Origin of the sequence: Streptomyces spinoverrucosus, from assembly GCF_006539505.1 — a bacterium.
GTDB classification, from domain to species: domain Bacteria; phylum Actinomycetota; class Actinomycetes; order Streptomycetales; family Streptomycetaceae; genus Streptomyces; species Streptomyces spinoverrucosus.
Window position 1 is genome coordinate 21,417 of record NZ_BJND01000052.1, and the last position, 21,625, is coordinate 43,041.

Genomic DNA, 21,625 nt, shown 5'->3' on the forward strand with positions numbered 1-21,625 from the left:
TCACTGCTCCTGGTGGTCCTTGTGGGACAGGGCTCTTACGGTGCGGGACGGGCTGGGTCGGCCCAGGTGACCGGCCATCCACACGCTGGTGGCGGTGAGACGGCCGAGATCGACGCCGGTGTCGATGCCGAGGCCGTGCAGCATCCACACGAGGTCCTCGGTGGCGAGATTGCCGGTGGCGCTCTTCGCGTACGGGCAGCCGCCGAGGCCGCCCGCCGAGGCGTCGACCGTCGTGACGCCGTGCTGAAGCGCGGCCAGGGTGTTGGCCAGGGCCTGGCCGTAGGTGTCGTGGAAGTGCACGCCTAGGGCGGTGGTGGGGATGTGGTCGGCGTTGAGGGCGGTGAGGAGTTCGGCGACGTGACCGGGGGTGGCCACGCCGATCGTGTCGCCCAGGCTCAGTTCGTCGCAGCCCATGTCCAGCAGGGCCTTGCAGACCCGGACGACCTGGTGGACCGGGACGGGGCCCTCCCACGGGTCGCCGAAACACATGGACAGATAGCCGCGGACGTGGACGCCGTCGGCTTTCGCCCGTGCCACCACCGGGTCGAACATGGCCAGCGCCTCGTCGACCGTGCGGTTGAGGTTGGCCTTCGCGAAGGACTCGGTGGCGCTGGCGAAGACGGCGACGCGGGTGGCGCCCAGGGCCAGCGCACGGTCGAGGCCACGGGTGTTGGGGACGAGGACCGGGAGGGCGACGGGGAGATCACTGACGAGTGGGAACAGCTCCTCGGCGTCGGCCAGTTGGGGCACCCACTTGGGGTGTACGAAGCTGGTGGCCTCGATCGTGGTCAGGCCTGCGTCGGCCAGCCGGCGGATGAACTCCGCCTTGACCTCGGTCGGGACCTGCGCCTTCTCGTTCTGCAGGCCGTCGCGGGGGCCGACCTCGTGGATGCGGACGCGTGAGGGCAGATCATCGGCCGGTACGACCATGGGAAGGCCGTTGGTTGTCATTCCGCCACCTCCTCCGCGGGGGCGATGACCGCCAGGACCTGGTCCATGGCGACCGTCGTGCCGGGGCTGACGTCCAGCTCGGTGACAGTTCCGGCGTGCGGGGCGGAGATGACGTGCTCCATCTTCATCGCCTCCACCACCAGCAGGCTCTGACCGGCGCTCACCTCGTCGCCGACCGCCACCTTCACGACCGTGACCGTGCCCGGCATGGGCGCGGTGAGCGAGTCGGCACCGGAGTGGGCGGCGCGGGAGAGGGACGCCTCGACCGGGTCGTGGTCGCGCACGTGCCAGGCGTCACCGTCGCGGCCGAGCCAGGTGCCGTCCGGCAGGGCGGCGAAGGTGTGGGCGATGCCGTCGAGCCGGAAGGTGAACCGCGAGTCCGCTCCGGCCGGGGCCGGACCCGGCGTCACTCGGACCGGGGCCGACCCCGCGGCCCCCCGCACCGGGACCTCCGCCCCGTCGAGCAGTAGCTCGAAACCGCCGTCCGGCGTGGCGCGCAGGCGTACGGTCACCGGGTCGTGCCCCGGTACCCGGAGGTGGTGCGCCGTCCAGGATCGCTCGCCGCCCAGGCGCCAGCCCTCCGGGACGGAGAACGGGTCGACCCAGCCGGAGCCCCGGGCGGGGGCCAGCGCGGCCTGGCGCAGGAGAGCCGCCGCCGCGTAGACCTCTGTCGGGACCGCGTCCGGCACGAGGCGCGCCACGTCCCGCTCGACCAGCCCGGTGTCCAGGTCGCCCTCGACGACCGCCGGATGGGCGAGCAGCCTCCGCAGGAACCCGGCGTTCGTCGGCACGCCCAGGACGACCGTCTCGGCGAGGGCGGCGCGCAGCTTGCGCAGGGCGGTGGCGCGGTCGGGGCCGTACGCGATGACCTTCGACAGCATCGGGTCGTACAGGCTGCCGACCTCGCTGCCCTCGCTGAGCCCGGAGTCGGTGCGCACGCCGTCGCCCTGCGGCTCGCGCAGCCTGAGCACCGTGCCGCCGGAGGGCAGAAAGCCTCGCGTCGGGTCCTCGGCGCAGATGCGGGCCTCTATCGCGTGCCCGGTGAGGGCGATGTCGTCCTGTGCGAAGGCGAGGCGCTCGCCCGCCGCGACCCGCAACTGCCACTCCACCAGGTCGAGGCCGGTAATGAGTTCGGTGACCGGGTGCTCCACCTGGAGGCGGGTGTTCATCTCCATGAAGTAGTACGCGCTCGGATCCCCGCCCGGGACGATGAACTCGACCGTGCCCGCCCCGACGTACCCGCACGAGCGGGCCGCTTCCACGGCGGCCCGGCCCATCGCCGACCGCGTCTCCTCGCTGAGGAGCACACTCGGCGCCTCCTCGATGATCTTCTGGTGGCGACGCTGGAGGGAGCACTCGCGCTCGCCCAGGTGGACCACGCCCCCGTGCCCGTCGGCCAGGACCTGGATCTCGATGTGGCGGGGCCGGTCGATCCACCGCTCCACGAGGAGGGTGTCGTCGCCGAAGGAGGCGGCGGCCTCGCGCCGGGCCGCCGCGATCTCCTCGTCCAGCCCGCTCAGGTCCCGCACCAGCCGCATGCCCTTGCCGCCGCCGCCCGCACTCGGCTTCAGCAGCACCGGGGCGCCCAGTTCCCGGGCGGCCTTCGCGAGTTCGGGGTCGCGGCCGCCGGGGACGACGGGCACTCCGGCCGCCGCCACGGTCTCCTTGGCGCGGATCTTGTCGCCCATGAGGGCAATGGCGTCGGCGGGCGGTCCGATGAAGACGAGCCCGGCGTCGGCGCACGCGCGCGCGAAACCGGCGTTCTCGGCGAGGAAGCCGTAGCCCGGGTGGACCGCCTGGGCGCCCGCCGCGGCCGCCGCCCGAAGGATCCGCTCCACGGACAGATAGCTCTCGACAGCCGGCGCCGGTCCGATCCGTACCGCCGTGTCGGCCTCGCGCACATGCCGGGCGTCGGCGTCGGCGTCGGAGAAGACGGCCACCGAGCGGACGCCCAGCGAGCGGAGCGTACGGATGACGCGGACGGCGATCTCGCCTCGGTTGGCCACAAGAACGGTGTCGAACATCGGTCCCCTCACATCCGGAAGACGCCGAACTGGGGGTCACCCAGGGGCGCGTTGGCGCACGCGGTCAGGGCCAGGCCGACCACCTGACGGGTCTCCAGGGGGTCGATCACCCCGTCGTCCCAGAGGCGGGCGGTCGCGTAGTAGGCATTCCCCTGACGCTCGTACTGCGCACGGATCGGCGCCTTGAACGCCTCTTCCTCCTCGGCGGGCCAGGACTCGCCGCGGCCCTCGATCTGGTCCCGCTTGACGGTGGCGAGGACGGAGGCGGCCTGCTCGCCGCCCATGACGGAGATCTTGGCGTTGGGCCACATCCACAGGAAGCGCGGCGAGTACGCCCGGCCGCACATGGAGTAGTTCCCGGCGCCGTACGAACCGCCGACCACGACCGTCAGCTTCGGTACGCGCGTGGTGGCGACGGCGGTGACCATCTTCGCCCCGTGCTTGGCGATGCCGCCGGCCTCGTAGTCCCTGCCGACCATGAACCCGGAGATGTTCTGCAGGAACAGCAGCGGGATGCCGCGCTGGTCGCACAGCTCGATGAAGTGGGCGCCCTTCTGGGCGGACTCGGAGAAGAGGATGCCGTTGTTGGCGACGACGCCGACCGGGTGGCCGTGGATCCGGGCGAAGCCGGTGACCAGGGTCTGCCCGAACTCGGCCTTGAACTCCGCGAACCGGGAGCCGTCGACCACGCGCGCGATGATCTCGCGTACGTCGTAGGGGGTACGGGAGTCGACCGGCACCGCCCCGTACAGCCCGTACGGGTCGACCTTCGGCTCCACCGCGGGCCGCACCTCCCAAGGCAGCGCCCCGCGCGCGGGGAGGGTGTCGACGATGTTCCGCACGATCCGCAGGGCGTGGGCGTCGTCCTCCGCGAGGTGGTCGGTGACGCCGGACACGCGCGCGTGCACCTCGCCGCCGCCGAGCTCCTCGGCGGTGACGACCTCGCCGGTGGCGGCCTTCACCAATGGGGGGCCGCCGAGGAAGATCGTCCCTTGGTTCCGCACGATGACGGCCTCGTCGCTCATCGCCGGGACATACGCCCCACCGGCCGTGCAGGAGCCGAGGACGGCCGCGATCTGGGGGATCCGGGCGGCGGACATCCGGGCCTGGTTGTAGAAGATCCGCCCGAAGTGCTCACGGTCCGGGAAGACCTCGTCCTGCATGGGCAGGAAGGCGCCGCCGGAGTCGACGAGGTAGAGACAGGGCAGCCGGTTCTCCAGGGCGACTTCCTGCGCGCGCAGATGCTTCTTCACCGTCATCGGGTAGTACGTCCCACCCTTGACGGTCGCGTCATTGGCGACGACGACGCACTCCCGCCCGCTCACCCGCCCGATACCGGCGATGACACCGGCGGCCGGGGCCTGGCCGTCGTACATCCCGTCGGCCGCGAGCGGGGCCAGCTCCAGGAAGGGTGAGCCCGGGTCGAGCAGGGTGTCGACGCGGTCGCGCGGCAGCAGCTTGCCGCGCGCGGTGTGCCGGGCGCGCGCCTTCTCACCCCCGCCGAGCCGGGCGGCGGCGAGCTTGGCGCGCAGCTCCTCCACGAGCGCGAGGTGCGCTGCCTCGTTGGCCCGCCAGGCCTCCGACGCGGGGTCCGCCGCGCCGTGCAGCTCCGGTGCCTGGTCCATCCTGCGGTCCCCTCACCTTGTTAATGAGCGTTAACGCATTTCCTCCAGGTTAACGACCGCTAACCTCGCTGTCTAGAATTGCTTTCATGGCCATGCGAACCGACGCCCCCACCCGCCGCGAACAGATCCTCAAGGAGGCCGCGCGACTCTTCGCCGAGCGCGGCTTCCACGGTGTCGGGGTGGACGAGATAGGGGCGGCGGTGGGCATCAGCGGCCCCGGCCTCTACCGCCACTTCCCGGGCAAGGACGCGATGCTCGCCGAGCTGCTGGTGGGCATCAGCGGACAGCTCCTGACCGGCGGGAAGCGCCGGGTGGCGGAGGCGGACGGGGACGCCGAGGCGGTCCTCGACTCGCTCATCGAGGGCCATATCGACTTCGCGCTCGACGACCGCCCGCTCATCACCCTGCACGACCGCGAGCTGGACCGCCTCCGGGACAGCGACCGCAAGCTGGTGCGCCAGCTCCAGCGCCAGTACGTCGAGCTGTGGGTGGAGGTGGTCCGTCAGGTCTACCCGGGCCTCCCCGAGCCGACGGCCCGCTCGGCCGTCCACTCGGTCTTCGGCCTGCTGAACTCGACCCCGCACCTGGGGCGGCCGGGGTCCCTGCCGGGGCGGGGGGCGACGGCGGAGCTGCTGCACCGGATGGCGAAGGGGGCGTTCGCGGCGGCGGGCTCGTAGACGGGCCGGGATGCCGGAGGCAGGATGCGGATCGTCTGTGTCGTCGCCGTCCTGGTCGCCGCGAACCTGATCAACAACTGGCTCGTGCGCGGCCCTGTCGCGTACGTCCTCACCTGTGTCGCCGCGACGGCCGTCCTGCTGCTGATCGCCCGCTGGGACGGTCTGACCCGGGCCGATCTGGGGATCGACGCGGCGGGGGTGCGCCGGGGGTTGCGGTGGGCGCCGGTCCTTGTCGGTGCCGTTGTCGCCGTCTGCCTGCTTCTCCTCGCCTTCCCGGCGGGCCGCGAGGTGTTTCGGGACGCCAGGGCTGCCGGCCTGTCCGCCGGTCAGTTGCTGTGGGCGGTGCTGGTGCGGGTGCCGCTCGGCACCGTGCTGCTGGAGGAGACTGCCTTCCGCGGTGTGCTGTGGGCCATGATCCGGCGTCGGTGCGGCACGGCGTGGGCGACCGTGGGCTCGTCGCTGCTCTTCGGCCTGTGGCATGTGCTGCCCTCCCGCGGCCTGGGCCGCGCCAACGCCGCCGTGGGGACGGCCTTCGGGGGTGGCTCGGCGGGTATGGCGGCGACCGTGGCGGTGGCCGTCGTGGCCATGGTGGCCGCCGGGGCGGTCCTGTGCGAGCTGCGCCGCCGCAGCGGAAGCCTGCTGGCGCCTGCGGCGCTGCACTGGGCGATCAACGGCTTCGGTTACGCCTTGGCCTGGGCGGTGTCCCGGGGTGGGGCTTCCGCCTGAGCGCTGGAAGTGCCGCGATTGCCAGTCGATCGTCTGCGGCGCCGTTGTGGTTGGTCGCGCAGTTCCCCGCGCCCCTTCGGGCCGCTGCGCTACCGGCGTGACGAGGGTTACTCATGGATCGGTCTGGACGTCGGTTCCTACTCGCCGGTACGGTAAGTGAGCAAGCGCTTAGACATGTACCCGTGGAGGTGGCGGCGTGCGCCGTACGGTGTTCAACGAGGATCACGAGGCGTTCCGGGAGACCCTGCGCGCCTTCATCGAGGCCGAGGTCGTACCGGTGTACGACGAGTGGTTCGCCGCGGGGCAGGCGCCGCGCGAGTTCTACTACAAGCTCGCCGAGCTGGGTGTCTTCGGCATCCGTGTGGACGAGGAGTACGGCGGCGCCGGCATCGACTCGTACAAGTTCGAGGCCGTGCTCTACGAGGAGACCGCCCGCGCGGGTGTGACCTTCGGTGGCTCCGGCGTGCACGTGCTGCTCGGTCTGCCGTACATCAAGATGCTCGCCACCGACGAGCAGAAGAAGCGGTACCTGCCGAAGTTCGTCTCCGGTGAGGAGATGTGGGCGATCGCGATGACCGAGCCGGGCACCGGGTCCGACCTCGCGGGCATGAAGACCACCGCCAAGCTGAGCGAGGACGGCACGCACTACGTCCTCAACGGCGCCAAGACCTTCATCACCGGTGGCGTCCACGCCGACCGCATGATCGTCTGCGCCCGCACCGCCGCGCCCACCGCCGAGGACCGCCGCCACGGCATCTCCCTCTTCGTCGTGGACACCAAGGCCGAGGGTTACTCCGTCGGCCGCAAGCTCGACAAGCTCGGGCTCAGGACCTCCGACACCGCCGAGCTGGCGTTCGTCGACGTCAAGGTGCCCGTCGAGGACTTGCTCGGCGAGGAGAACAAGGGCTTCTACTACCTCGGCCACAACCTCGCCTCCGAGCGCTGGGGCATCGCCTACGGCGCGTACGCGCAGGCCAAGGCCGCCGTCCGGTTCGCCAAGCAGTACGTGCAGGAGCGCACCGTCTTCGGCCAGCCGGTCGCCCACTTCCAGAACACCAAGTTCGAGCTGGCCGCCTGCCAGGCCGAGGTGGACGCGGCCGAGGCCGTCGCCGACCGCGCCACGGAGGCCCTCGACGCCGGTGAACTGACCCCGGCCGAGGCCGCCAGCGCCAAGCTGTTCTGCACCGAGGTGGCGCACCGTGTCATCGACCGCTGCCTCCAGCTCCACGGTGGCTACGGCTTCATGAACGAGTACCCGATCGCCCGCCTGTACGCGGACAACCGTGTGAACAGGATCTACGGCGGGACCAGCGAAATCATGAAGACGATCATCGCGAAGGACATGGGCCTGTAAGGTCCACGAAATTACTGGCCAGTAGAAAAGTGGCCATGAGCCAGGCACTACAGGATCTCCTCGATCTGCTCGACCTGGAGCAGATCGAGGAGAACATCTTCCGCGGCCAGTCCCGGTCCGCCGTCGTCCCACGCGTCTTCGGCGGACAGGTCGCGGCCCAGGCGCTCGTCGCCGCCGGGCGCACGGTCCCCGAGGACCGGCCCCCGCACTCCCTGCACGCGTACTTCCTGCGCATCGGCGACCCCGGCGCGCCCATCGTCTACACGGTCGACCGGCTGCGCGACGGCCGCTCGTTCACCACCCGCCGGGTCGTCGCGGTCCAGCACGGCCAGCCGATCTTCGGCATGTCCGTCTCCTTCCAGACGTACGAGGAAGGGATGGACCACCAGACGCCGATGCCGCCCGCGCCCGACCCGGTCACCCTGCCGACCTCCGAGGAACGGCTGAGCGGCTACGGCCACCTCGACGCGCGGGTCGTCGAGAAGTTCCTGGAGGCGCGTGCCGCCGTCGACCTGCGCTACGTCGACGAGCCGCCGTACGGCAGGTTCGGCGAGCCCCGCGCACCGCACTCGCAGGTGTGGTTCCGCACCAACGGCAAGCTCGCCGACGACCCCCTCCAGCACATCGCCCTCGCGACGTACGTCTCCGACATGACCCTGCTCGACTCGGTCCTGCTCGCGCACGGCCGGGGCGGCTGGGCCGTCGGTGATGTCGTCGGGGCCTCGCTGGACCACGCGATGTGGTTCCACCGCCCGTTCCGCGCCGACGAGTGGCTCCTGTACGACCAGGAGTCCCCGTCGGCGTACGGCGGCCGGGGTCTGGGCCAGGCCCGCATCTACACGCAGGACGGCCGCCTCGCCATCACGGTGATCCAGGAAGGGGTCGTCCGGATACCCAGGGGTTAGATGAGCCCCGCCTCGGAGAGCAGATACGCCGTCATCGGGTCGTAGTACCGGGGGCTGACCACATGGTCGTCGAGCGGGACCGTCACCTGGACGGTCCCTTCGGCCTCCGCGATGAACAGGGCCGGGTCGTTGCAGTCGGCGTAGCCGACGGAGTCGACGCCGTGCTGGCCCGCGTAGCCCGCCCAGCCGTGGTCGGCGACGACCAGGTCGGGCAGCGGGCGGCCCTCCCGCTCCATGGCGGTGAGGATGGCCTTCATCGGCTCGCCCGAGTGGGTGTGCCACAGGGTGGCGCCGTGCTCCAGCATCGCCACGTCCGCGAACTGCATGACGTACCCCTCGTCGGTCTGCAGCCCGTCCGGGATCACGACGATCTCGCAGCCTGCGCTGCGCAGCGCCGCCGCCGTCGCCCGGTGCACGTCGAGGAGCCCGCCCGGGTGGCCGGTCGCGAACAGCACCCGCTGCTCGCTGTCGGCCGCCTTGCGCAGCCGGGCCGCGAGGCGCTCCAGGGCGGCGACCGTCAGCTCGGGGTCGATGGTGTCCTGGCCGTGCCGGTACTCGGGGTCGTCGTTCACGCCGACCCGCTCCGCCATCACCGCGAGCACGTCCTGCTCGTCGGTCCAGCGGTCGCCGAGCTCCAGGCCGAGCCAGAAGTTGCGGACGCCGTTGGAGAGTTGGCGGTAGTGGGAGAGGTTGTTCTCACGCGGGGTGGCGACGTCGCCCGCGATACGGGTCTTCACGAGGTGCTCGACGAGCTCGGCGCGGCTGGGTGTCCCGGATATCGGCATGGCTCTTATTGTGCGGTACGCGCCCGGACCCGTCCCGGACGTCCCGCACGCTGGGACGTGGGTCACTCACGCGCGGTCACCCGCGGTCACAGCTGCCGCAGCGCGAACCACAGCTCCATCCGTACGTCCGGATCGTCCAGGTCGCTGCCGAGGAGCGCCGCGCACCGGGCGATCCGTTGCCGCACGGTGTTGCGATGGACGGACAGGGCAACGGCGGTGCGGTCCCAACTGCCGTGCAGGGAGAGCCAGGTGCGCAGGGTTTCGGTGAGGGCGGGGGTCCCGATGATGGGGGCGAGGAGGGTGGTGGCGTGGGCCTGCGCCTCGACCGCCGGGACCAGGTCGGTGAGGCCGGGGCGGTCGGTGCCGTAGTGGGCCAGGGGAGTGCGGGTGGCCCGGGCGCGGGCCAGCGCGCGGGCCGCCTGGGTGTCGGCGGCCGGCCACTCCCGGGGCCCGGACGGGGCGCTGACGCCCAGGGTCCAGCCGGGTTGCGGGGCCGGTTCACGATCGGCGGGCAGCAGGACGCGTACGACGTCCTTGGCGAGGTCCACCAGCGGCGAACCCAGCGCCGCGCCGAGCGCCGAGGCGGCGACCGGGTCGGGGGCGGTCGTGTCGGGCCGCGCGTGCACGACCAGCCACCGCCCGGCACCGAGCAGCGGGGCCACGGCCTCCGGCTCGTCCCCCAAGAGCAGCCGGACCAGCGCGGAGGACCGGGCCGCGCCGGTACCGCTCTGGTGCTCGCCGGTGAGGAGAGAGAGGAGCACGGCGGCGACGGATGCAATGGCGTGATCGGCGGGGTCGCGCTGCGGGGCGGCGACACCAAGCACAAAGCCCTGTCCGGCACCGAGGGCGTAGGCGGAGAGGTGGGTGCCGGTGATGGTGTCGGTGGCGGAGGTGGGGGAGGGCTCCCCGCCCGACCCGCGCGCACCGCCCCGCCCGCGCCCACCCCCCGGCCGTACCACCCCCGCCAGCTCCCCCAACCCCCCGCGCACCTCGTCCCCCGGCGACCTGCCCGCCATGGCGATCGCGGCGCCGTCGGGGCCGTACAGCACCGCCCATCCCCCCACCCGCTGGGCCAGCTGCCGTAGTACGGACGGCACCGGGTCCGGGCGGGCGGCTGCTGCTGCCAGGCTCTGGTGGGCCTCCGTCACCCGGCGGAGTTCGGCGTGCCGGGCCTGTGCCATCAGCTGCCAGACCGCGCGGGCCACGCCGGAGAAGGTGGTCTGCGGCGGGACCTCCAGCAGCGGCAGGTCGTACGCCTCGCAGGCCGCGACCAGCGCCCGCGGCACCGTGTCGTGCACCGGCGCCAGGCCGAATCCGAGCGCCGCACCGCCCGCCGCCACGATCCGGGAGACGTAGTCGTCGAAGTAGGTCCCCGAGCCCGCCGCCTCCGGGATGTGCACCCCGGCCGTCAGCAGGAGTTCGCCGCCCAGCAGATAGGGATACGGGTCCGACATCTCCGAGGTGTGCGCCCAGTGGATCACGACCTCCGGATCGGTGGGCCCGGCGACTTGCCGCAGCGCCAGGTCCTCGCGGGCCAGCAGGGACGAGAGGGGCACGGGTGGCGTGGGTGGAACGGCGGGATCGGGCATGGTGTGCGTTTCCTCCATCCCGTACGGCTCGAATGGATGAAACGTACACTTCGCAGTCGCTTTCCGGCCACCTAGTCTCAGGCTTCGTCCCCCGCTCGTCCCCCCCCTCGTCCCCGCCACCGAGAGTGCGCGAAGGAGGCCCCACACATGGCCGTCGACTACCTCGTGATCGTCGTCTATCTGGCCGGCATGCTGGCCATGGGCTGGTGGGGCATGCGCCGCGCCAGGTCGAAGAGCGAGTTCCTGGTCGCGGGCCGCCGCCTCGGCCCCGCCATGTACTCCGGCACCATGGCGGCGATCGTCCTCGGCGGCGCGTCCACCATCGGCGGCGTCGGCCTCGGCTACCAGTACGGCCTGTCCGGCGCCTGGATGGTCTTCACCATCGGCCTCGGCCTGCTCGCCCTGTCGATCTTCTTCTCCGCCCGCATCGCCCGCCTGAAGGTCTACACCGTCTCCGAGATGCTGGACCTCAGGTACGGCGGCCGGGCGGGCGTGATCTCGGGCGTGGTCATGTGGGCGTACACCCTCATGCTCGCGGTGACGTCGACCATCGCGTACGCCACGATCTTCGACGTCCTCTTCGACATCAACCGCACCCTCGCGATCGTCCTCGGCGGCTCGATCGTCGTCGCCTACTCGACGCTCGGCGGCATGTGGTCGATCACGCTGACCGACATGGTGCAGTTCGTGGTGAAGACCATCGGCGTGCTGCTCCTGCTCCTGCCCATCGCGGTCGTCAAGGCGGGCGGCTTCAGCGAGATGAAGGCGCAGCTGCCGACCGAGTACTTCGACCCGCTGGGCATCGGCGGCGAGACGATCTTCACCTACGTCCTGATCTACACCTTCGGCATGCTGATCGGTCAGGACATCTGGCAGCGCGTCTTCACCGCCCGCAGCGACCGCACGGCCAAGTGGGGCGGCACGGTCGCCGGCACCTACTGCCTGGCGTACGCCCTCGCCGGTGCCGTCATCGGTACGGCGGCCAAGGTGCTCTACCCCAACCTGGCCAGCGCGGACGACGCCTTCGCGACCATCGTCAAGGACGAACTGCCGGTCGGCGTACGGGGGCTGGTGCTGGCCGCCGCGCTCGCCGCCGTGATGTCGACGTCGTCCGGCGCGCTGATCGCCTGCGCGACGGTCGCCAACAACGACATCTGGGCGCGGCTGCGGGGCGTCGTACGGCCCGGCGGCGGCGAGCACGACGAGGTCAAGGGCAACCGGACCTTCATCCTGATCATGGGCCTGGCCGTGATCGGTACGGCGATCGCGCTCAACGACGTCGTCGAGGCGCTGACGGTGGCGTACAACCTGCTGGTCGGCGGGCTGCTCGTGCCGATCCTCGGCGGGCTGCTGTGGAAGCGCGGCACCGCGCAGGGCGCCCTGGCCGCCGTCGCCGTCGGTGGCGTCGCGGTGATCGCGCTCATGGCGACGTACGGCATCCTCGCCAACGAGCCCGTCTACTACGGCCTGCTGTCCTCGCTGGCCGCCTATGTGATCGTCTCGCTGGCCACGCCCGCCACCGACGCCGCCGTCCTCGCCGCCTGGCGCGAGCGCCTCGCCGGGCGGGCACCCGAACCGGTGTCCGAGCAGGTCCCGGCGCCCCAGTAGAGTCGTAGCACAAGCAGTACATACGCGATGAAGCGTAGGAAAGAAGGCATTTCATCATGAGCAGCAACGAGACGCCGACCCCCCGCGGCCCCGTCGACTCCTCCCGCGTCCCGCGCTACGCCGGTCCCGCGACCTTCGCCCGGCTGCCCCGCCTGGACGAGGTCGGCACCGCCGATGTCGCCGTCGTGGGTGTGCCGTTCGACTCCGGCGTCTCGTACCGGCCGGGCGCCCGCTTCGGCGGCAACGCGATCCGTGAGGCGTCCCGGCTGCTGCGCCCGTACAACCCGGCGCAGGACGCGTCCCCCTTCGCGCTCGCCCAGGTCGCGGACGGCGGCGACATCGCCGTGAACCCGTTCAACATCAACGAGGCCGTGGAGACCGTCGAGGCGGCCGCCGACGACCTGCTCGGCACCGGCGCCCGCCTGATGACGCTGGGCGGCGACCACACCATCGCGCTGCCGCTGCTGCGCTCGGTGGCCAAGAAGCACGGCCCGGTCGCCCTGCTCCACTTCGACGCCCACCTCGACACCTGGGACACCTACTTCGGCGCCGAGTACACGCACGGCACCCCGTTCCGGCGGGCGGTGGAGGAGGGCATCCTCGACACCTCGGCGCTCTCCCACGTCGGTACGCGCGGCCCGCTGTACGGCAAGCAGGACCTGGACGACGACGCCAAGATGGGCTTCGGCATCGTGACGTCGGCGGACGTCATGCGGCGCGGCGTGGACGAGGTGGCCGACCAGCTGCGCCAGCGCATCGGCGACCGCCCGCTGTACATCTCCATCGACATCGACTGCCTCGACCCGGCGCACGCGCCCGGCACCGGCACCCCCGAGGCCGGCGGCATGACCTCCCGCGAGCTGCTGGAGATCCTGCGCGGCCTGGCATCCTGCAACCTGGTGTCGGCGGACGTCGTCGAGGTGGCCCCCGCGTACGACCACGCGGAGATCACGTCGGTGGCGGCCTCCCACACGGCGTACGAACTGACCACGATCATGTCCCGACAGATTGCCGAGGCGCGCGCGAAGTGACTCACGACCACGACCTGGTACTCCGCCCGACGGCCGCGCAGACGGAGGCCGCACTGAATCCTCCCCCCGGCCGCAACGGCGGAGACCTGGTCGTGGAGACGCTGGCCGGGCTCGGTGCGACGACGGTCTTCGGCCTGCCCGGTCAGCACGCGCTCGGCATGTTCGACGCGCTGCGCCGCTCGGACCTGCGGTATGTGGGCCTGCGGGTGGAGAACAACGCCGGTTTCGCGGCGGACGCGTACGGCCGGATCACGGGTGAGGCGGCGCCGCTGCTGCTGTCGACGGGGCCGGGGGCGCTTACGTCGCTCGCCGCGCTCCAGGAGGCACGGGCGGCCTCGGCTCCCGTGCTGGCGATCAGCAGCCAGATTCCGACGGCCGGGTTGGGCGGCGGCCGCCACGGCTACCTCCACGAACTCCCGGACCAGGCGGCCTCATTCAGGGGCGTGGTCAAGTCCGTCCACATGGTCCGTACGCAGTCCCAGATCCCGTCGGCGATCGCGGAGGCGTGGCAGTCGGCGCTGACGGCTCCGCACGGGCCGGTGTGGGTGGAGATCCCGCAGGACGTACTGCTGGACCCGACGTCGCTGCCGATGGTGACCGGGCTGGACGCGACGCCGGAGGAACTGGTGCCGCGCCCCGAACTGACGGCGGTAGCCGCTGATCTGCTCTCCAAGGCGTCCCGCCCGGCGATCATCGCGGGCGGGGGAGTCGTACGCGCGGACGCGTCGAAGAAGCTTCGCCGGCTGGCGGAACGGCTCCAGGCACCCGTCGTCACGACCTTCGGCGGCAAGGGGGCGTTCCCCTGGGAGCACCCGCTGTCGCTCCAGTCCTGGCTGGAGGACCGTCACATGACGGACTTCCTGGAGGACGCGGACGTCTTGCTCGTGGTCGGCTCGGGCCTCGGCGAACTCTCCTCGAACTACCACACGTTCAAGCCGCGCGGCCGGGTCATCCAGATCGAGGCGGACCTCGGCAAGCTGGAGTCCAACCACCCGGCACTCGGCATCCACGCGGACGCGCGTCTGGCGCTGCAGGCGCTGCTGGAGACGGTGGCGGACCGCGAGGACACGGGGGCGCGGGAGCGCGTACGCGAGGTGCTCGGGCGGATCGCCGACCGGATCGCCGCCCAGGAACTCACCCTGGAACAGCAGGTGCTGGCGTCGGTCCGCCGGGCCCTGCCCTCCGACTCCCCGTCCTTCTGGGACATGACGATCCTGGCGTACTGGGCCTGGTCGGCCTTCGACCCGAAGGCCCCCAACACCATGCACTCGGCCCAGGGCGCGGGCGGCCTCGGCTACGGCTTCCCGGCGGCGCTGGGTGCGGCGGCCGCCGACCCGACCCGCCCGGTGCTGGCGGTGTCGGGGGACGGCGGCGCGCTGTACTCGATCGCGGAGCTGGCGACGGCGAGGCAGTACGACCTGCCGGTGACCTGGCTGATCGTCGACGACGGCGGTTACGGCATCCTGCGCGAGTACATGACCGACGCCTTCGGCCAGGCCACGGCGACGGAACTGACGCGCCCCGACTATGTGGCGCTGGCCGAGTCCTTCGGCGTCCCGGGGGTCCGGACGACCCCCGAGACGCTGGAACAGGACCTGGCGAAGGCGCTGGCGTCACCCGGGCCGTCGGTGGTCGTACTCCCGGCGGTCCTACGGATGTTCGCGCCCACGCATCTGGGCTGAGCCGGCCTCAGCAGCCGCCCGGGCCGACCCCGTCGATCCGGCCGCCGAAGTCGCCGAGGTAGCGGGAGCGCCAGTCGCCGTTGAAGGCGTCGCGCTTCTCGACCGGGCTCCAGTTGATGAAGCAGGCGCGGGTGCTCGCGACGAACGAGCCGACGTGGTCGTGCAGGTGGGGCGGCATGTCGCGGTAGCCGCTGCGTGCCGTCCACTCCCAGTAGTCGCCGTCGAAGCCCTCACCGCTCCAGAAGCACACCGACCCGTCCGGACAGGCGGGCGGCGCGGCGGCCTCGGCGGCGACCGCGCCGTGCGACGGCAGGACGAGGGCGGACAGGGCGAGGGCGGCGGCGACGGACCAGGAACGAAGCTTCATGAATCTCCTCCGTTGACTGCGGTACGCCCCGGCGGAGTTGCCGGGGCGCCCTGCCATGGTCCCGAGGGGGTACGGCGGCATGCCCGGCTGCCAGGGCCGCACACCACCTCATGGAGGGAACCGGAAGCACACCGCAGAAAACGTGTACCTACCAGATCGCCTCGACCCACTCCGGGTGGTCGATGAACGGGTTGCGGTTGCGCTGGTAGGAGTTGTAGATGACGTCGTTGCGGCGTTCCTCGAAGGTGCTCGGCGGGTCCTGTTCGTGCCACTGCTTCAGGACCGAGAGGCGGCCGTGGTAGGGGGCGCTGCCGTTGGTGGTGGAGTCGTTGGGCTCCAGGTCGGGCCAGCTGTCGTCGCCCTCGTAGCGGACGGCCATGTAGAGGATCATGCGGGCCACGTCGCCCTTGACGGCGTCGCGGGGCTCGAAGGAGTTGGAGTCGGTGAGGCTGCCGCCGCTGTTGGTGAAGCTGCTGCCGCCGTTGTCGAAGTCCTTGTTGCCGCGGATGGAGTTGACCTGGACGTCCTCGGGGCGCAGGTGGTGCAGGTCGGTGCCGGGGCCGGTGGAGGTGCCGAAGTCGCCGTGCGACTTGGCCCAGACGTGCTCGCGGTTCCAGTCGCCGACATCGCCGCCGTTGAGGGACTTGCTGCGGGAGATGCCCGAGTACAGCAGGATGACGTTGTTGCTGTTGTTCGGGTCCTGGTCGGTGACCTTCAGGGCGTTCCAGACGGCGGAGTAGGACAGCTTCGTCTGGTTGCTGATGATCGTGTGCAGCGAGGACTTGAGGCTCGTACCCGTCTTGCCGACCGCGTTCTTGTAGTACGTCGAGTCGTACGCGGTCGTCGTGGCTGCCGCCGGGGTCGCGGTCAGCGTCGGTGTGGTGAGGCCGACCAGGACGGCGGCCGTCGTCAGCGCCACTGACTTCCAGCGGCGGCGTATGCGTGTCGCCAGCATGTGGGGTGTCCCATCTACGCGGGTTGAATGGAGGCGGCAAACGGGAGAGTGGCATGCACATGCAGTGGTGTCGAGGGCTTGCGCGTGTCTATTGGGTGACGGGAAACGGCAAATCGGGTTTTGTCTACGCGAGTTGAGATGCCGAAACGGCCCGACCGGAAAGCCGGGGCCTTTGTGCGGCGGGGATCACCGTGTGCGGGGACGTCGGGCAGCACCGTGTGACAACGCAAAGGGAACCGCGAAACGCGCAGGCCGTCGCGGCACCGCCCGCCCGGCTCGAAGGCCCACCGCCGCGCGCGTACGGTGGACGTACGACCTCCCCTGCAGGAGGGAAAGGCGCGATGCCCGAGCACAAGGTCGGCACACAGGAAGAGTTCGACGCGGCCCGAGCGGAGCTGCTCGCGGAGGAGAAGGAGCTCACCCGTCGGAACGACGAGCTCGCGCGGAAGCGGCGGGAGCTTCCCTGGGTGCCGGTCGAGAAGGACTACCGCTTCGAGACCGAGGACGGGACGAAGTCACTCGCGGATCTCTTCGACGGGCGCTCGCAGTTGCTCGTCTACCACTTCATGTTCGGCCCGCCCTACGACGCCGGATGCACGGTCTGCTCCTCGATCGCGGACACCCTCGATCCCAACGTGGTCCATCTCAAGGCCCGCGACGTGACGCTGATCTGCTCCTCACGGGCGCCGCTCGACAAGCTCCTCGCGTACCGGGCGCGGATGGGCTGGAGCTTCGACTGGGTCTCCAGCGGCGGCAGCGACTTCCACCGCGACCTCGGCTTCCAGTACACCGAGGACGAGCTGAGGCCGTTCCTGGAGGGCGAAATCCCGTCCACCGTGAGGCAGATGGCGGAGCTGTCCGGCACGGACGTACGCGGATACGTCACCGAGGGCCCCGGGCTGAGCGCCTACGCGCTCTCCGACGGCACCGTGTACCGGACGTACGTCACCACCGCGCGTGGCCTCGAACCCGCTATGGCCTACTACGGCCTGCTGGACCGGACGCCGATGGGCCGCCACGAGGAGGGTGAGCAGATGTTCTGGCTGCGCCGCCATGACGAGTACGGGGCCAAGACAGCCGCCACCCCGCGGTGAGACCCGGAGTACGAGTGGCGATTGAGCGGGTCCCGGCGGAGCCTGGGCTGCGCGGCGGGCGCTCCGGTCTCCAGTCGCACCGAGGAAGGGGCGGGGCGACAATGGGAAGACGGGCCTCGCTCGATTCGGCCCCTGTCCCCTGTGAGGAGACGGCCTCGCGCTCGCGGCGCGCGGCCAGGGACGTCAGTGTCGGACGGTGTCGGCGGCCGACCCGGCCTGCCGGGGCCCCGGGCGTGCAACCCGCGACTTCACGAATCCTCCCAGTAAGGAAGACTCATGAACCGGCACACACGCCTCCTCGCCCTCAGCGCCCTCGTGGCCGCCCCACTCGTCGCTGCCCCGACCGCCCTCGCTGCGGTCCCCCAGTCTCCGCCGGCCGCCGTCCCGGCCGCGACCTGTTCAGTCTCCGGCGTCCTCGAGAACGAGAAGGTGCACCTGTCCGGCGGCGGCTTCACCCCGGGCACGGCCCATGTGTTCGGGGCGGACGGCTTCGGCGGGACGGTCGAGATCGGCGAGAACGGCGGCTTCCAGATCATGAACGTGCCGCCCGCCCAGTACAGCGTCCGGCAGGGCGGCGAATTGACACAGTGCAGCGGCTTCAGCGGCTAGTACTGCAACCGAGCAGTCGTCGGCGATCCTCGTCCTGCGGCCCCCGATAGATCTGCAGCTTCCATTCCGCATCGCCGCGAACGCGGCCAGACCGAAGTGCCTGCTTGGAAGGAGGAGCACAACACCTCCCACCGCAAGGTCCGGGCCCGCGTGGAGCACGTCTTCGCGCGGGAGATGGCCCCCGCCTCGCCGTTTCGGAGAATGCTCAGTCGAGACAGAACTCGTTGCCCTCGATGTCCTGCATCACGATGCACGAGTCGTTGCCGTCATACAGGAGTCGCACGCGTACCGCGCCGAGCGGGAGCAGTCGTGCGCATTCGGCCTCGAGCGCGGCCAGGCGCTCTTCCCCCACGAGTCCGGTACCGACTCTCACATCAAGATGCACCCGATTCTTGGCGACCTTGCCTTCGGGGACGCGCTGAAAGTACAGTCGCGGGCCGACACCTGAGGGATCACTGCAGGCGAACCATGAACCCTGGTCCTCGGGAGCCTGGGAGCGGTTGAAATCGTCCCAAGTGGCGAACCCCGCCGGTGGCGGCGGTACGACGTACCCCAGCACCTCGCACCAGAAGCGAGCGAGACGCTCAGGTTCCGCGCAGTCGAAGGTGACTTGGAACTGCCTGATCGATGACATCGGCGCACCATATCAAGGGGGAGAAGTGCCATTGTCGTCAACCGGTCGAAGGTTCCTGGAGTTCGTCCCACCGCTCTTCCACGGTGACGCGGGAGGGGAGCAGCCGCACGAGCGCTTCGCCCAGCGTGGGATCGTGACTGCAGTCGAATGATCTGCTTTCATCGCGCCAGTCCAGCCTCAGCGACGTTGACACGTAGCCGTCCACCGTGGTGCCGGTGTGTTCAACCCCCACCGCCCTCAGGTCGGCGATGGGCACCGTCCGCACGCCCGCGCGGCTTTCCAGCCGGACCTGCGCCTTGGTGAACTCGACCGCGCGCACGACGGACCGCCTCCTGAGCAGGCCGATGCAGACCGTCAGCGTCAACAGCCCGCCGACGAGGAGGAACTCCCCGGGATGCGTCGGATCGTGGCGCAGCCACCGGAACCCCAGTACCACCAGCCCGCCGAGCCACACCAGGCTGAATCCCACCACGACGGGTGCGTAGTAGGGGACTTTGCACCGCACCGACTGCTCCGTGCCCATGCCCCCTCCACATTTTCTTGATGCGGCACTAGTACAACCTTTCCCTCGAACTCATGAGTCAAAAGGACATGACTCACGGGATATCGAGCGACAAGTCAAGAGCTTTTTCCAGACGCGCAAGAGCGCTCGGCGCGGCAGGAGTGGGCGCCGGTGTGCTCATAGCGTGCGTCGCGGCCGCCTCGCCCGCCGCCGCGGCGCCCGCACCCACCGTCAGCTGTACGTCCGCCAAGGCGGGCCTCGCCGCCAAGCTGAAGAAGGACATCACCGCCGCCCTCGCCAACCGCAAGGGCACCATCGCCGTCGGCCTCTACGACCGCACCACCAACACGACCTGCACCCTGCGGCCCTCCACCGCCTACGACTCGGCCAGCGTCGTCAAGGTCACCGTCCTGGCCACGCTGCTGTGGGACGCGAAGAAGCACAACCGGTACCTCACCGACCGCGAGGCCTCCCTCGCCAAGGCAATGATCACCAAGTCGGACAACGCCGCCACCTCCACCCTGTGGAGACAGCTCGGCATGACGAAGATCAAGGGCTTCCTGACCGCCGCCGGCATGACCCAGACCAAGCCCGGCGCGAACGGCTACTGGGGCCTGACCCGGATCACCGTCACCGACGAGCAGAAGCTGCTGAAGCTCATCACCGCCAAGAACCGGGTGCTCAGCGACAACTCACGCGCCTACATCCTGAAGCTGATGGGTCAGGTCGTCTCCTCGCAGCGCTGGGGCACGCCGTACGGGGTGCCGTCCGGGGTCTCCGTCGCCGTCAAGAACGGCTGGCTGCAGCGGGCCACGTACGGCTGGCGGGTGCACAGCGTCGGCGCCTTCAAGGGCCGTGGCCACGACTACGTGATCACCGTGCTCACTCACGGCAACAGCACCATGAACTACGGCATCGCGACCATCCAGGGCGTGGCCAAGGTCGTCCACCGGGACCTCGCCGCCTCCTGATGACGCTTCACGCGGCGGTCCCCCGCCCGTCACCGTCCCGTCCTACGGTGACGCCCATGCACCTGAGATCCGTACGCACCGTACTCGCCACCGTCACCGCCGGCCTGGCGGCGGCCACCTGCCTGACCGCCGCCGGGCCCGCCCAAGCCGGGGCCAAGCACCCGTCCGGCCACGCCTGTTCGCCCACCGTCTCCATCGACCGCTTCTCCGACGCGCTCGACAAGACGACGTACGACGGCACCTACGTCGGCAACATCTCCGCCCTCGCCGTCGACCGGAACGGCACGCTCGCCGCGCTTTCCGACCGCTCCTCCCTGTTCGGCCTGAACGCGAAGACGCTCGCGCCCCAGCGCGTCGTCCAGCTCGCCGACGAGAACGGCACCGACCTCGATTCCGAGGGCCTGGTCGTCGACCGGGACGGCACCTACCTCGTCTCCTCCGAGACCGAGCCCTCCATACGCCGCTACTCCCGCGACGGCCGCATCCTCGACCGCCTCCCCGTACCGGACGCGCTCAAGGTCGCCCCGGCCGGCCGCGCGGTCGGCAACGGCACCTTCGAGGGCCTCACCTTCCTCCCCGGCCGCCGCACCCTGCTCGCCTCCATGGAGTACTCCCTCTCCGGCGACACCGCGGGCATCGTCCGCTTCCAGACCTGGCAGCGGCACGGCAAGGACGGCTTCCGCCTCGGCGCCCAGTACGCCTACCGCGCCGACACCGGCCTCGGCGTCCCCGAGGTCACCGCGACCCCCGACGGCCGCCTCCTCGTCCTGGAACGCGGCTGGACCTCGGGCGTCGGCAACACGGTCCGCCTCTACCTGGCCGACCCACGCCGCGCCACGAACACGGCCGGCATCGACACACTGACCGGCCAGGACGACGTACGCCTGATCAAGAAGACCCTCCTCGCGGACCTGGTGAACTGCCCGTCACTGGGAGCGACGGCCAAGCAGCCCCAGCCGAACCCGCTCCTCGACAACATCGAGGCCATGACAATCACCGGCCACACCAAGGGCCGCCTCAAGCTCCTCCTGGCCAGCGACGACAACCAGAACCCCGTGCAGACGACCCGCTTTTACCACCTGCGCGTCCGCGTCTGACGCGCGGACGTCAGATCCGCCAGCCCAGCAGCGGGACGCGCATCCCCGTGAGCAGGGCCAGGAACATCACCGCGGACAGCAGCAGCACGGCCACGAGGCGCAGGGCGACGAGCGCGTCCGTGGCCGTGCGCACCGGGGACCAGGGAACGAGGCGCAGCAGCCAGGTCAGCGGAACCGAGGCCGCGAAGAGCAGGGCCAGGTCCTCGATCTGCTCGTCGCCGGACATCTGGACCGGTGCACTGGGGTCGAGGTCGTAGCCCTCGGCGTACATCGCGAACGCGAGCACCTTCCAGCACAGGGCGACGAAGAGCGTGACGACGGTTTCGACAAGCGGCAGACGCGGGTGCTGCCGCCCCGGGACGAGTGACACATGCATGGTCCGCCGAGCCTAGGCCGGAGACGCGGGACCCCGGTACGGGATCTGCGGCGGAGGGATGAA

The 21,625-nt window shown here is 70.8% G+C and carries 21 protein-coding genes and 1 pseudogene; 12 read left to right on the top strand and 10 right to left on the bottom strand.

Going from position 1 to position 21,625, the window contains the following annotated elements; translation table 11 throughout:
- From SSP24_RS30210 to SSP24_RS30220, 3 genes are read right to left on the bottom strand one after another with little or no spacing between them, the layout of a single operon-like run.
- The gene (locus SSP24_RS30210; RefSeq protein ID WP_141313143.1) at nt 1-951 is read right to left on the bottom strand and encodes a hydroxymethylglutaryl-CoA lyase; all 951 of its coding nucleotides are present in this window, start codon (nt 949-951) and stop codon (nt 1-3) included.
- Nucleotides 948-2,975: an ATP-binding protein gene (locus tag SSP24_RS30215; protein ID WP_141313145.1), complete on the bottom strand. Its 2,028-nt coding sequence runs from the start codon at nt 2,973-2,975 to the stop codon at nt 948-950. Before SSP24_RS30215 ends, SSP24_RS30210 begins: the two co-directional genes overlap by 4 nt.
- An 8-nt stretch (nt 2,976-2,983) precedes the next feature.
- Nucleotides 2,984-4,600, bottom strand: a complete 1,617-nt coding sequence (locus SSP24_RS30220) for a carboxyl transferase domain-containing protein (RefSeq protein ID WP_141313147.1) — start codon at nt 4,598-4,600, stop codon at nt 2,984-2,986.
- Nucleotides 4,601-4,686: 86 nt separating this feature from the next.
- On the opposite strand from SSP24_RS30220, the gene SSP24_RS30225 reads away from it, so the two are divergent.
- The 4 genes from SSP24_RS30225 to SSP24_RS30240 all read left to right on the top strand — a co-directional run bounded on the left by SSP24_RS30225 (nt 4,687) and on the right by SSP24_RS30240 (nt 8,262).
- Entirely contained in the window at nt 4,687-5,277 is a 591-nt protein-coding gene (locus tag SSP24_RS30225) for an SACE_7040 family transcriptional regulator (protein ID WP_141313149.1), read from the top strand.
- Nucleotides 5,278-5,301: 24 nt separating this feature from the next.
- On the top strand, nt 5,302-6,003 hold the full coding sequence (locus SSP24_RS30230; protein WP_141313151.1) for a CPBP family intramembrane glutamic endopeptidase: 702 nt from the start codon (nt 5,302-5,304) through the stop codon (nt 6,001-6,003).
- A 196-nt stretch (nt 6,004-6,199) separates the two neighbouring features.
- Nucleotides 6,200-7,357 carry an acyl-CoA dehydrogenase family protein gene (locus SSP24_RS30235; protein WP_141313153.1) on the top strand — a complete coding sequence of 386 codons (1,158 nt, stop codon included), beginning with the start codon at nt 6,200-6,202 and terminating at the stop codon, nt 7,355-7,357.
- A gap of 35 nt (nt 7,358-7,392) precedes the next feature.
- Nucleotides 7,393-8,262 carry an acyl-CoA thioesterase gene (locus SSP24_RS30240; RefSeq protein ID WP_141313155.1) on the top strand — a complete coding sequence of 290 codons (870 nt, stop codon included), beginning with the start codon at nt 7,393-7,395 and terminating at the stop codon, nt 8,260-8,262.
- Here the strand turns inward: SSP24_RS30240 and SSP24_RS30245 are convergent.
- Nucleotides 8,259-9,047 carry a phosphatase gene (locus SSP24_RS30245; protein ID WP_141313157.1) on the bottom strand — a complete coding sequence of 263 codons (789 nt, stop codon included), beginning with the start codon at nt 9,045-9,047 and terminating at the stop codon, nt 8,259-8,261. The two genes, SSP24_RS30240 and SSP24_RS30245, sit on opposite strands and share 4 nt — an antisense overlap.
- Before the next feature lie 86 nt (nt 9,048-9,133).
- Entirely contained in the window at nt 9,134-10,636 is a 1,503-nt protein-coding gene (locus SSP24_RS30250; protein ID WP_174864743.1) for a PucR family transcriptional regulator, read from the bottom strand.
- A 147-nt stretch (nt 10,637-10,783) separates the two neighbouring features.
- Between SSP24_RS30250 and SSP24_RS30255 the strand changes: the two genes are divergently transcribed.
- The 3 genes from SSP24_RS30255 to SSP24_RS30265 are packed head-to-tail and all read left to right on the top strand — an operon-like array spanning nt 10,784 to nt 14,957.
- Entirely contained in the window at nt 10,784-12,244 is a 1,461-nt protein-coding gene (locus tag SSP24_RS30255; protein WP_141313159.1) for a sodium:solute symporter family protein, read from the top strand.
- Between the two features lie 56 nt (nt 12,245-12,300).
- Nucleotides 12,301-13,275 carry an agmatinase gene (speB, locus tag SSP24_RS30260; protein ID WP_141313160.1) on the top strand — a complete coding sequence of 325 codons (975 nt, stop codon included), beginning with the start codon at nt 12,301-12,303 and terminating at the stop codon, nt 13,273-13,275.
- Nucleotides 13,272-14,957, top strand: coding sequence for a thiamine pyrophosphate-binding protein (locus SSP24_RS30265; RefSeq protein ID WP_141313161.1), 1,686 nt, complete (start codon nt 13,272-13,274; stop codon nt 14,955-14,957). The genes speB and SSP24_RS30265 overlap by 4 nt, the downstream gene beginning before the upstream one ends.
- A gap of 7 nt (nt 14,958-14,964) precedes the next feature.
- On the opposite strand, the gene SSP24_RS30270 is transcribed toward SSP24_RS30265, so the two are convergent.
- Both SSP24_RS30270 and SSP24_RS30275 read right to left on the bottom strand, forming a co-directional pair.
- A complete protein-coding gene (locus SSP24_RS30270) occupies nt 14,965-15,324 on the bottom strand; it encodes a peptidase inhibitor family I36 protein (RefSeq protein WP_141313162.1) in 360 nt (119 codons plus the stop codon).
- 148 nt (nt 15,325-15,472) lie between these two features.
- Entirely contained in the window at nt 15,473-16,279 is an 807-nt protein-coding gene (locus SSP24_RS30275; protein WP_141313163.1) for an endonuclease I family protein, read from the bottom strand.
- A 341-nt stretch (nt 16,280-16,620) separates the two neighbouring features.
- On the opposite strand from SSP24_RS30275, the gene SSP24_RS30280 reads away from it, so the two are divergent.
- The 3 genes and pseudogenes from SSP24_RS30280 to SSP24_RS30290 all read left to right on the top strand — a co-directional run.
- Nucleotides 16,621-17,373: a DUF899 domain-containing protein gene (locus SSP24_RS30280; protein WP_141313164.1), complete on the top strand. Its 753-nt coding sequence runs from the start codon at nt 16,621-16,623 to the stop codon at nt 17,371-17,373.
- A 276-nt stretch (nt 17,374-17,649) separates the two neighbouring features.
- Nucleotides 17,650-17,982 carry a hypothetical protein gene (locus tag SSP24_RS30285; RefSeq protein ID WP_141313165.1) on the top strand — a complete coding sequence of 111 codons (333 nt, stop codon included), beginning with the start codon at nt 17,650-17,652 and terminating at the stop codon, nt 17,980-17,982.
- 63 nt (nt 17,983-18,045) lie between these two features.
- Nucleotides 18,046-18,153, top strand: a pseudogene (locus tag SSP24_RS30290) (IS5/IS1182 family transposase); the annotation flags it as partial.
- A 34-nt stretch (nt 18,154-18,187) separates the two neighbouring features.
- Here SSP24_RS30290 and SSP24_RS30295 read toward each other — a convergent pair.
- Both SSP24_RS30295 and SSP24_RS30300 read right to left on the bottom strand, forming a co-directional pair.
- Complete coding sequence (locus tag SSP24_RS30295; protein WP_141313166.1) at nt 18,188-18,616, bottom strand: VOC family protein; 429 nt, start codon at nt 18,614-18,616, stop codon at nt 18,188-18,190.
- A gap of 37 nt (nt 18,617-18,653) precedes the next feature.
- Nucleotides 18,654-19,139 (bottom strand): hypothetical protein, encoded by a 486-nt coding sequence (locus SSP24_RS30300; protein ID WP_141313167.1) that lies wholly within the window; start codon nt 19,137-19,139, stop codon nt 18,654-18,656.
- A gap of 68 nt (nt 19,140-19,207) precedes the next feature.
- On the opposite strand from SSP24_RS30300, the gene SSP24_RS30305 reads away from it, so the two are divergent.
- Nucleotides 19,208-20,089, top strand: coding sequence for a serine hydrolase (locus tag SSP24_RS30305; RefSeq protein WP_174864744.1), 882 nt, complete (start codon nt 19,208-19,210; stop codon nt 20,087-20,089).
- A gap of 56 nt (nt 20,090-20,145) precedes the next feature.
- Complete coding sequence (locus SSP24_RS30310) at nt 20,146-21,186, top strand: esterase-like activity of phytase family protein (RefSeq protein WP_141313169.1); 1,041 nt, start codon at nt 20,146-20,148, stop codon at nt 21,184-21,186.
- 10 nt (nt 21,187-21,196) lie between these two features.
- Here SSP24_RS30310 and SSP24_RS30315 read toward each other — a convergent pair whose 3' ends face one another.
- Entirely contained in the window at nt 21,197-21,562 is a 366-nt protein-coding gene (locus SSP24_RS30315; RefSeq protein ID WP_141313170.1) for a hypothetical protein, read from the bottom strand.
- Nucleotides 21,563-21,625: the final 63 nt, after the last annotated feature.

What these genes read in the sequence shown, in the direction of transcription:
- SSP24_RS30300 (WP_141313167.1), bottom strand. Translation starts at nt 19,139, where the DNA reads ATGGGCACGGAGCAGTCGGTGCGGTGCAAAGTCCCCTACTACGCACCC.
- SSP24_RS30280 (WP_141313164.1), top strand. Translation starts at nt 16,621, where the DNA reads ATGCCCGAGCACAAGGTCGGCACACAGGAAGAGTTCGACGCGGCCCGA.
- SSP24_RS30285 (WP_141313165.1), top strand. Translation starts at nt 17,650, where the DNA reads ATGAACCGGCACACACGCCTCCTCGCCCTCAGCGCCCTCGTGGCCGCC.
- SSP24_RS30245 (WP_141313157.1), bottom strand. Translation starts at nt 9,047, where the DNA reads ATGCCGATATCCGGGACACCCAGCCGCGCCGAGCTCGTCGAGCACCTC.
- SSP24_RS30310 (WP_141313169.1), top strand. Translation starts at nt 20,146, where the DNA reads ATGCACCTGAGATCCGTACGCACCGTACTCGCCACCGTCACCGCCGGC.
- SSP24_RS30305 (WP_174864744.1), top strand. Translation starts at nt 19,208, where the DNA reads ATGACTCACGGGATATCGAGCGACAAGTCAAGAGCTTTTTCCAGACGC.
- SSP24_RS30210 (WP_141313143.1), bottom strand. Translation starts at nt 951, where the DNA reads ATGACAACCAACGGCCTTCCCATGGTCGTACCGGCCGATGATCTGCCC.
- speB (WP_141313160.1), top strand. Translation starts at nt 12,301, where the DNA reads ATGAGCAGCAACGAGACGCCGACCCCCCGCGGCCCCGTCGACTCCTCC.
- SSP24_RS30255 (WP_141313159.1), top strand. Translation starts at nt 10,784, where the DNA reads ATGGCCGTCGACTACCTCGTGATCGTCGTCTATCTGGCCGGCATGCTG.
- SSP24_RS30250 (WP_174864743.1), bottom strand. Translation starts at nt 10,636, where the DNA reads ATGCCCGATCCCGCCGTTCCACCCACGCCACCCGTGCCCCTCTCGTCC.
- SSP24_RS30240 (WP_141313155.1), top strand. Translation starts at nt 7,393, where the DNA reads ATGAGCCAGGCACTACAGGATCTCCTCGATCTGCTCGACCTGGAGCAG.
- SSP24_RS30220 (WP_141313147.1), bottom strand. Translation starts at nt 4,600, where the DNA reads ATGGACCAGGCACCGGAGCTGCACGGCGCGGCGGACCCCGCGTCGGAG.
- SSP24_RS30315 (WP_141313170.1), bottom strand. Translation starts at nt 21,562, where the DNA reads ATGCATGTGTCACTCGTCCCGGGGCGGCAGCACCCGCGTCTGCCGCTT.
- SSP24_RS30270 (WP_141313162.1), bottom strand. Translation starts at nt 15,324, where the DNA reads ATGAAGCTTCGTTCCTGGTCCGTCGCCGCCGCCCTCGCCCTGTCCGCC.
- SSP24_RS30225 (WP_141313149.1), top strand. Translation starts at nt 4,687, where the DNA reads ATGGCCATGCGAACCGACGCCCCCACCCGCCGCGAACAGATCCTCAAG.
- SSP24_RS30230 (WP_141313151.1), top strand. Translation starts at nt 5,302, where the DNA reads ATGCGGATCGTCTGTGTCGTCGCCGTCCTGGTCGCCGCGAACCTGATC.
- SSP24_RS30295 (WP_141313166.1), bottom strand. Translation starts at nt 18,616, where the DNA reads ATGTCATCGATCAGGCAGTTCCAAGTCACCTTCGACTGCGCGGAACCT.
- SSP24_RS30215 (WP_141313145.1), bottom strand. Translation starts at nt 2,975, where the DNA reads ATGTTCGACACCGTTCTTGTGGCCAACCGAGGCGAGATCGCCGTCCGC.
- SSP24_RS30275 (WP_141313163.1), bottom strand. Translation starts at nt 16,279, where the DNA reads ATGCTGGCGACACGCATACGCCGCCGCTGGAAGTCAGTGGCGCTGACG.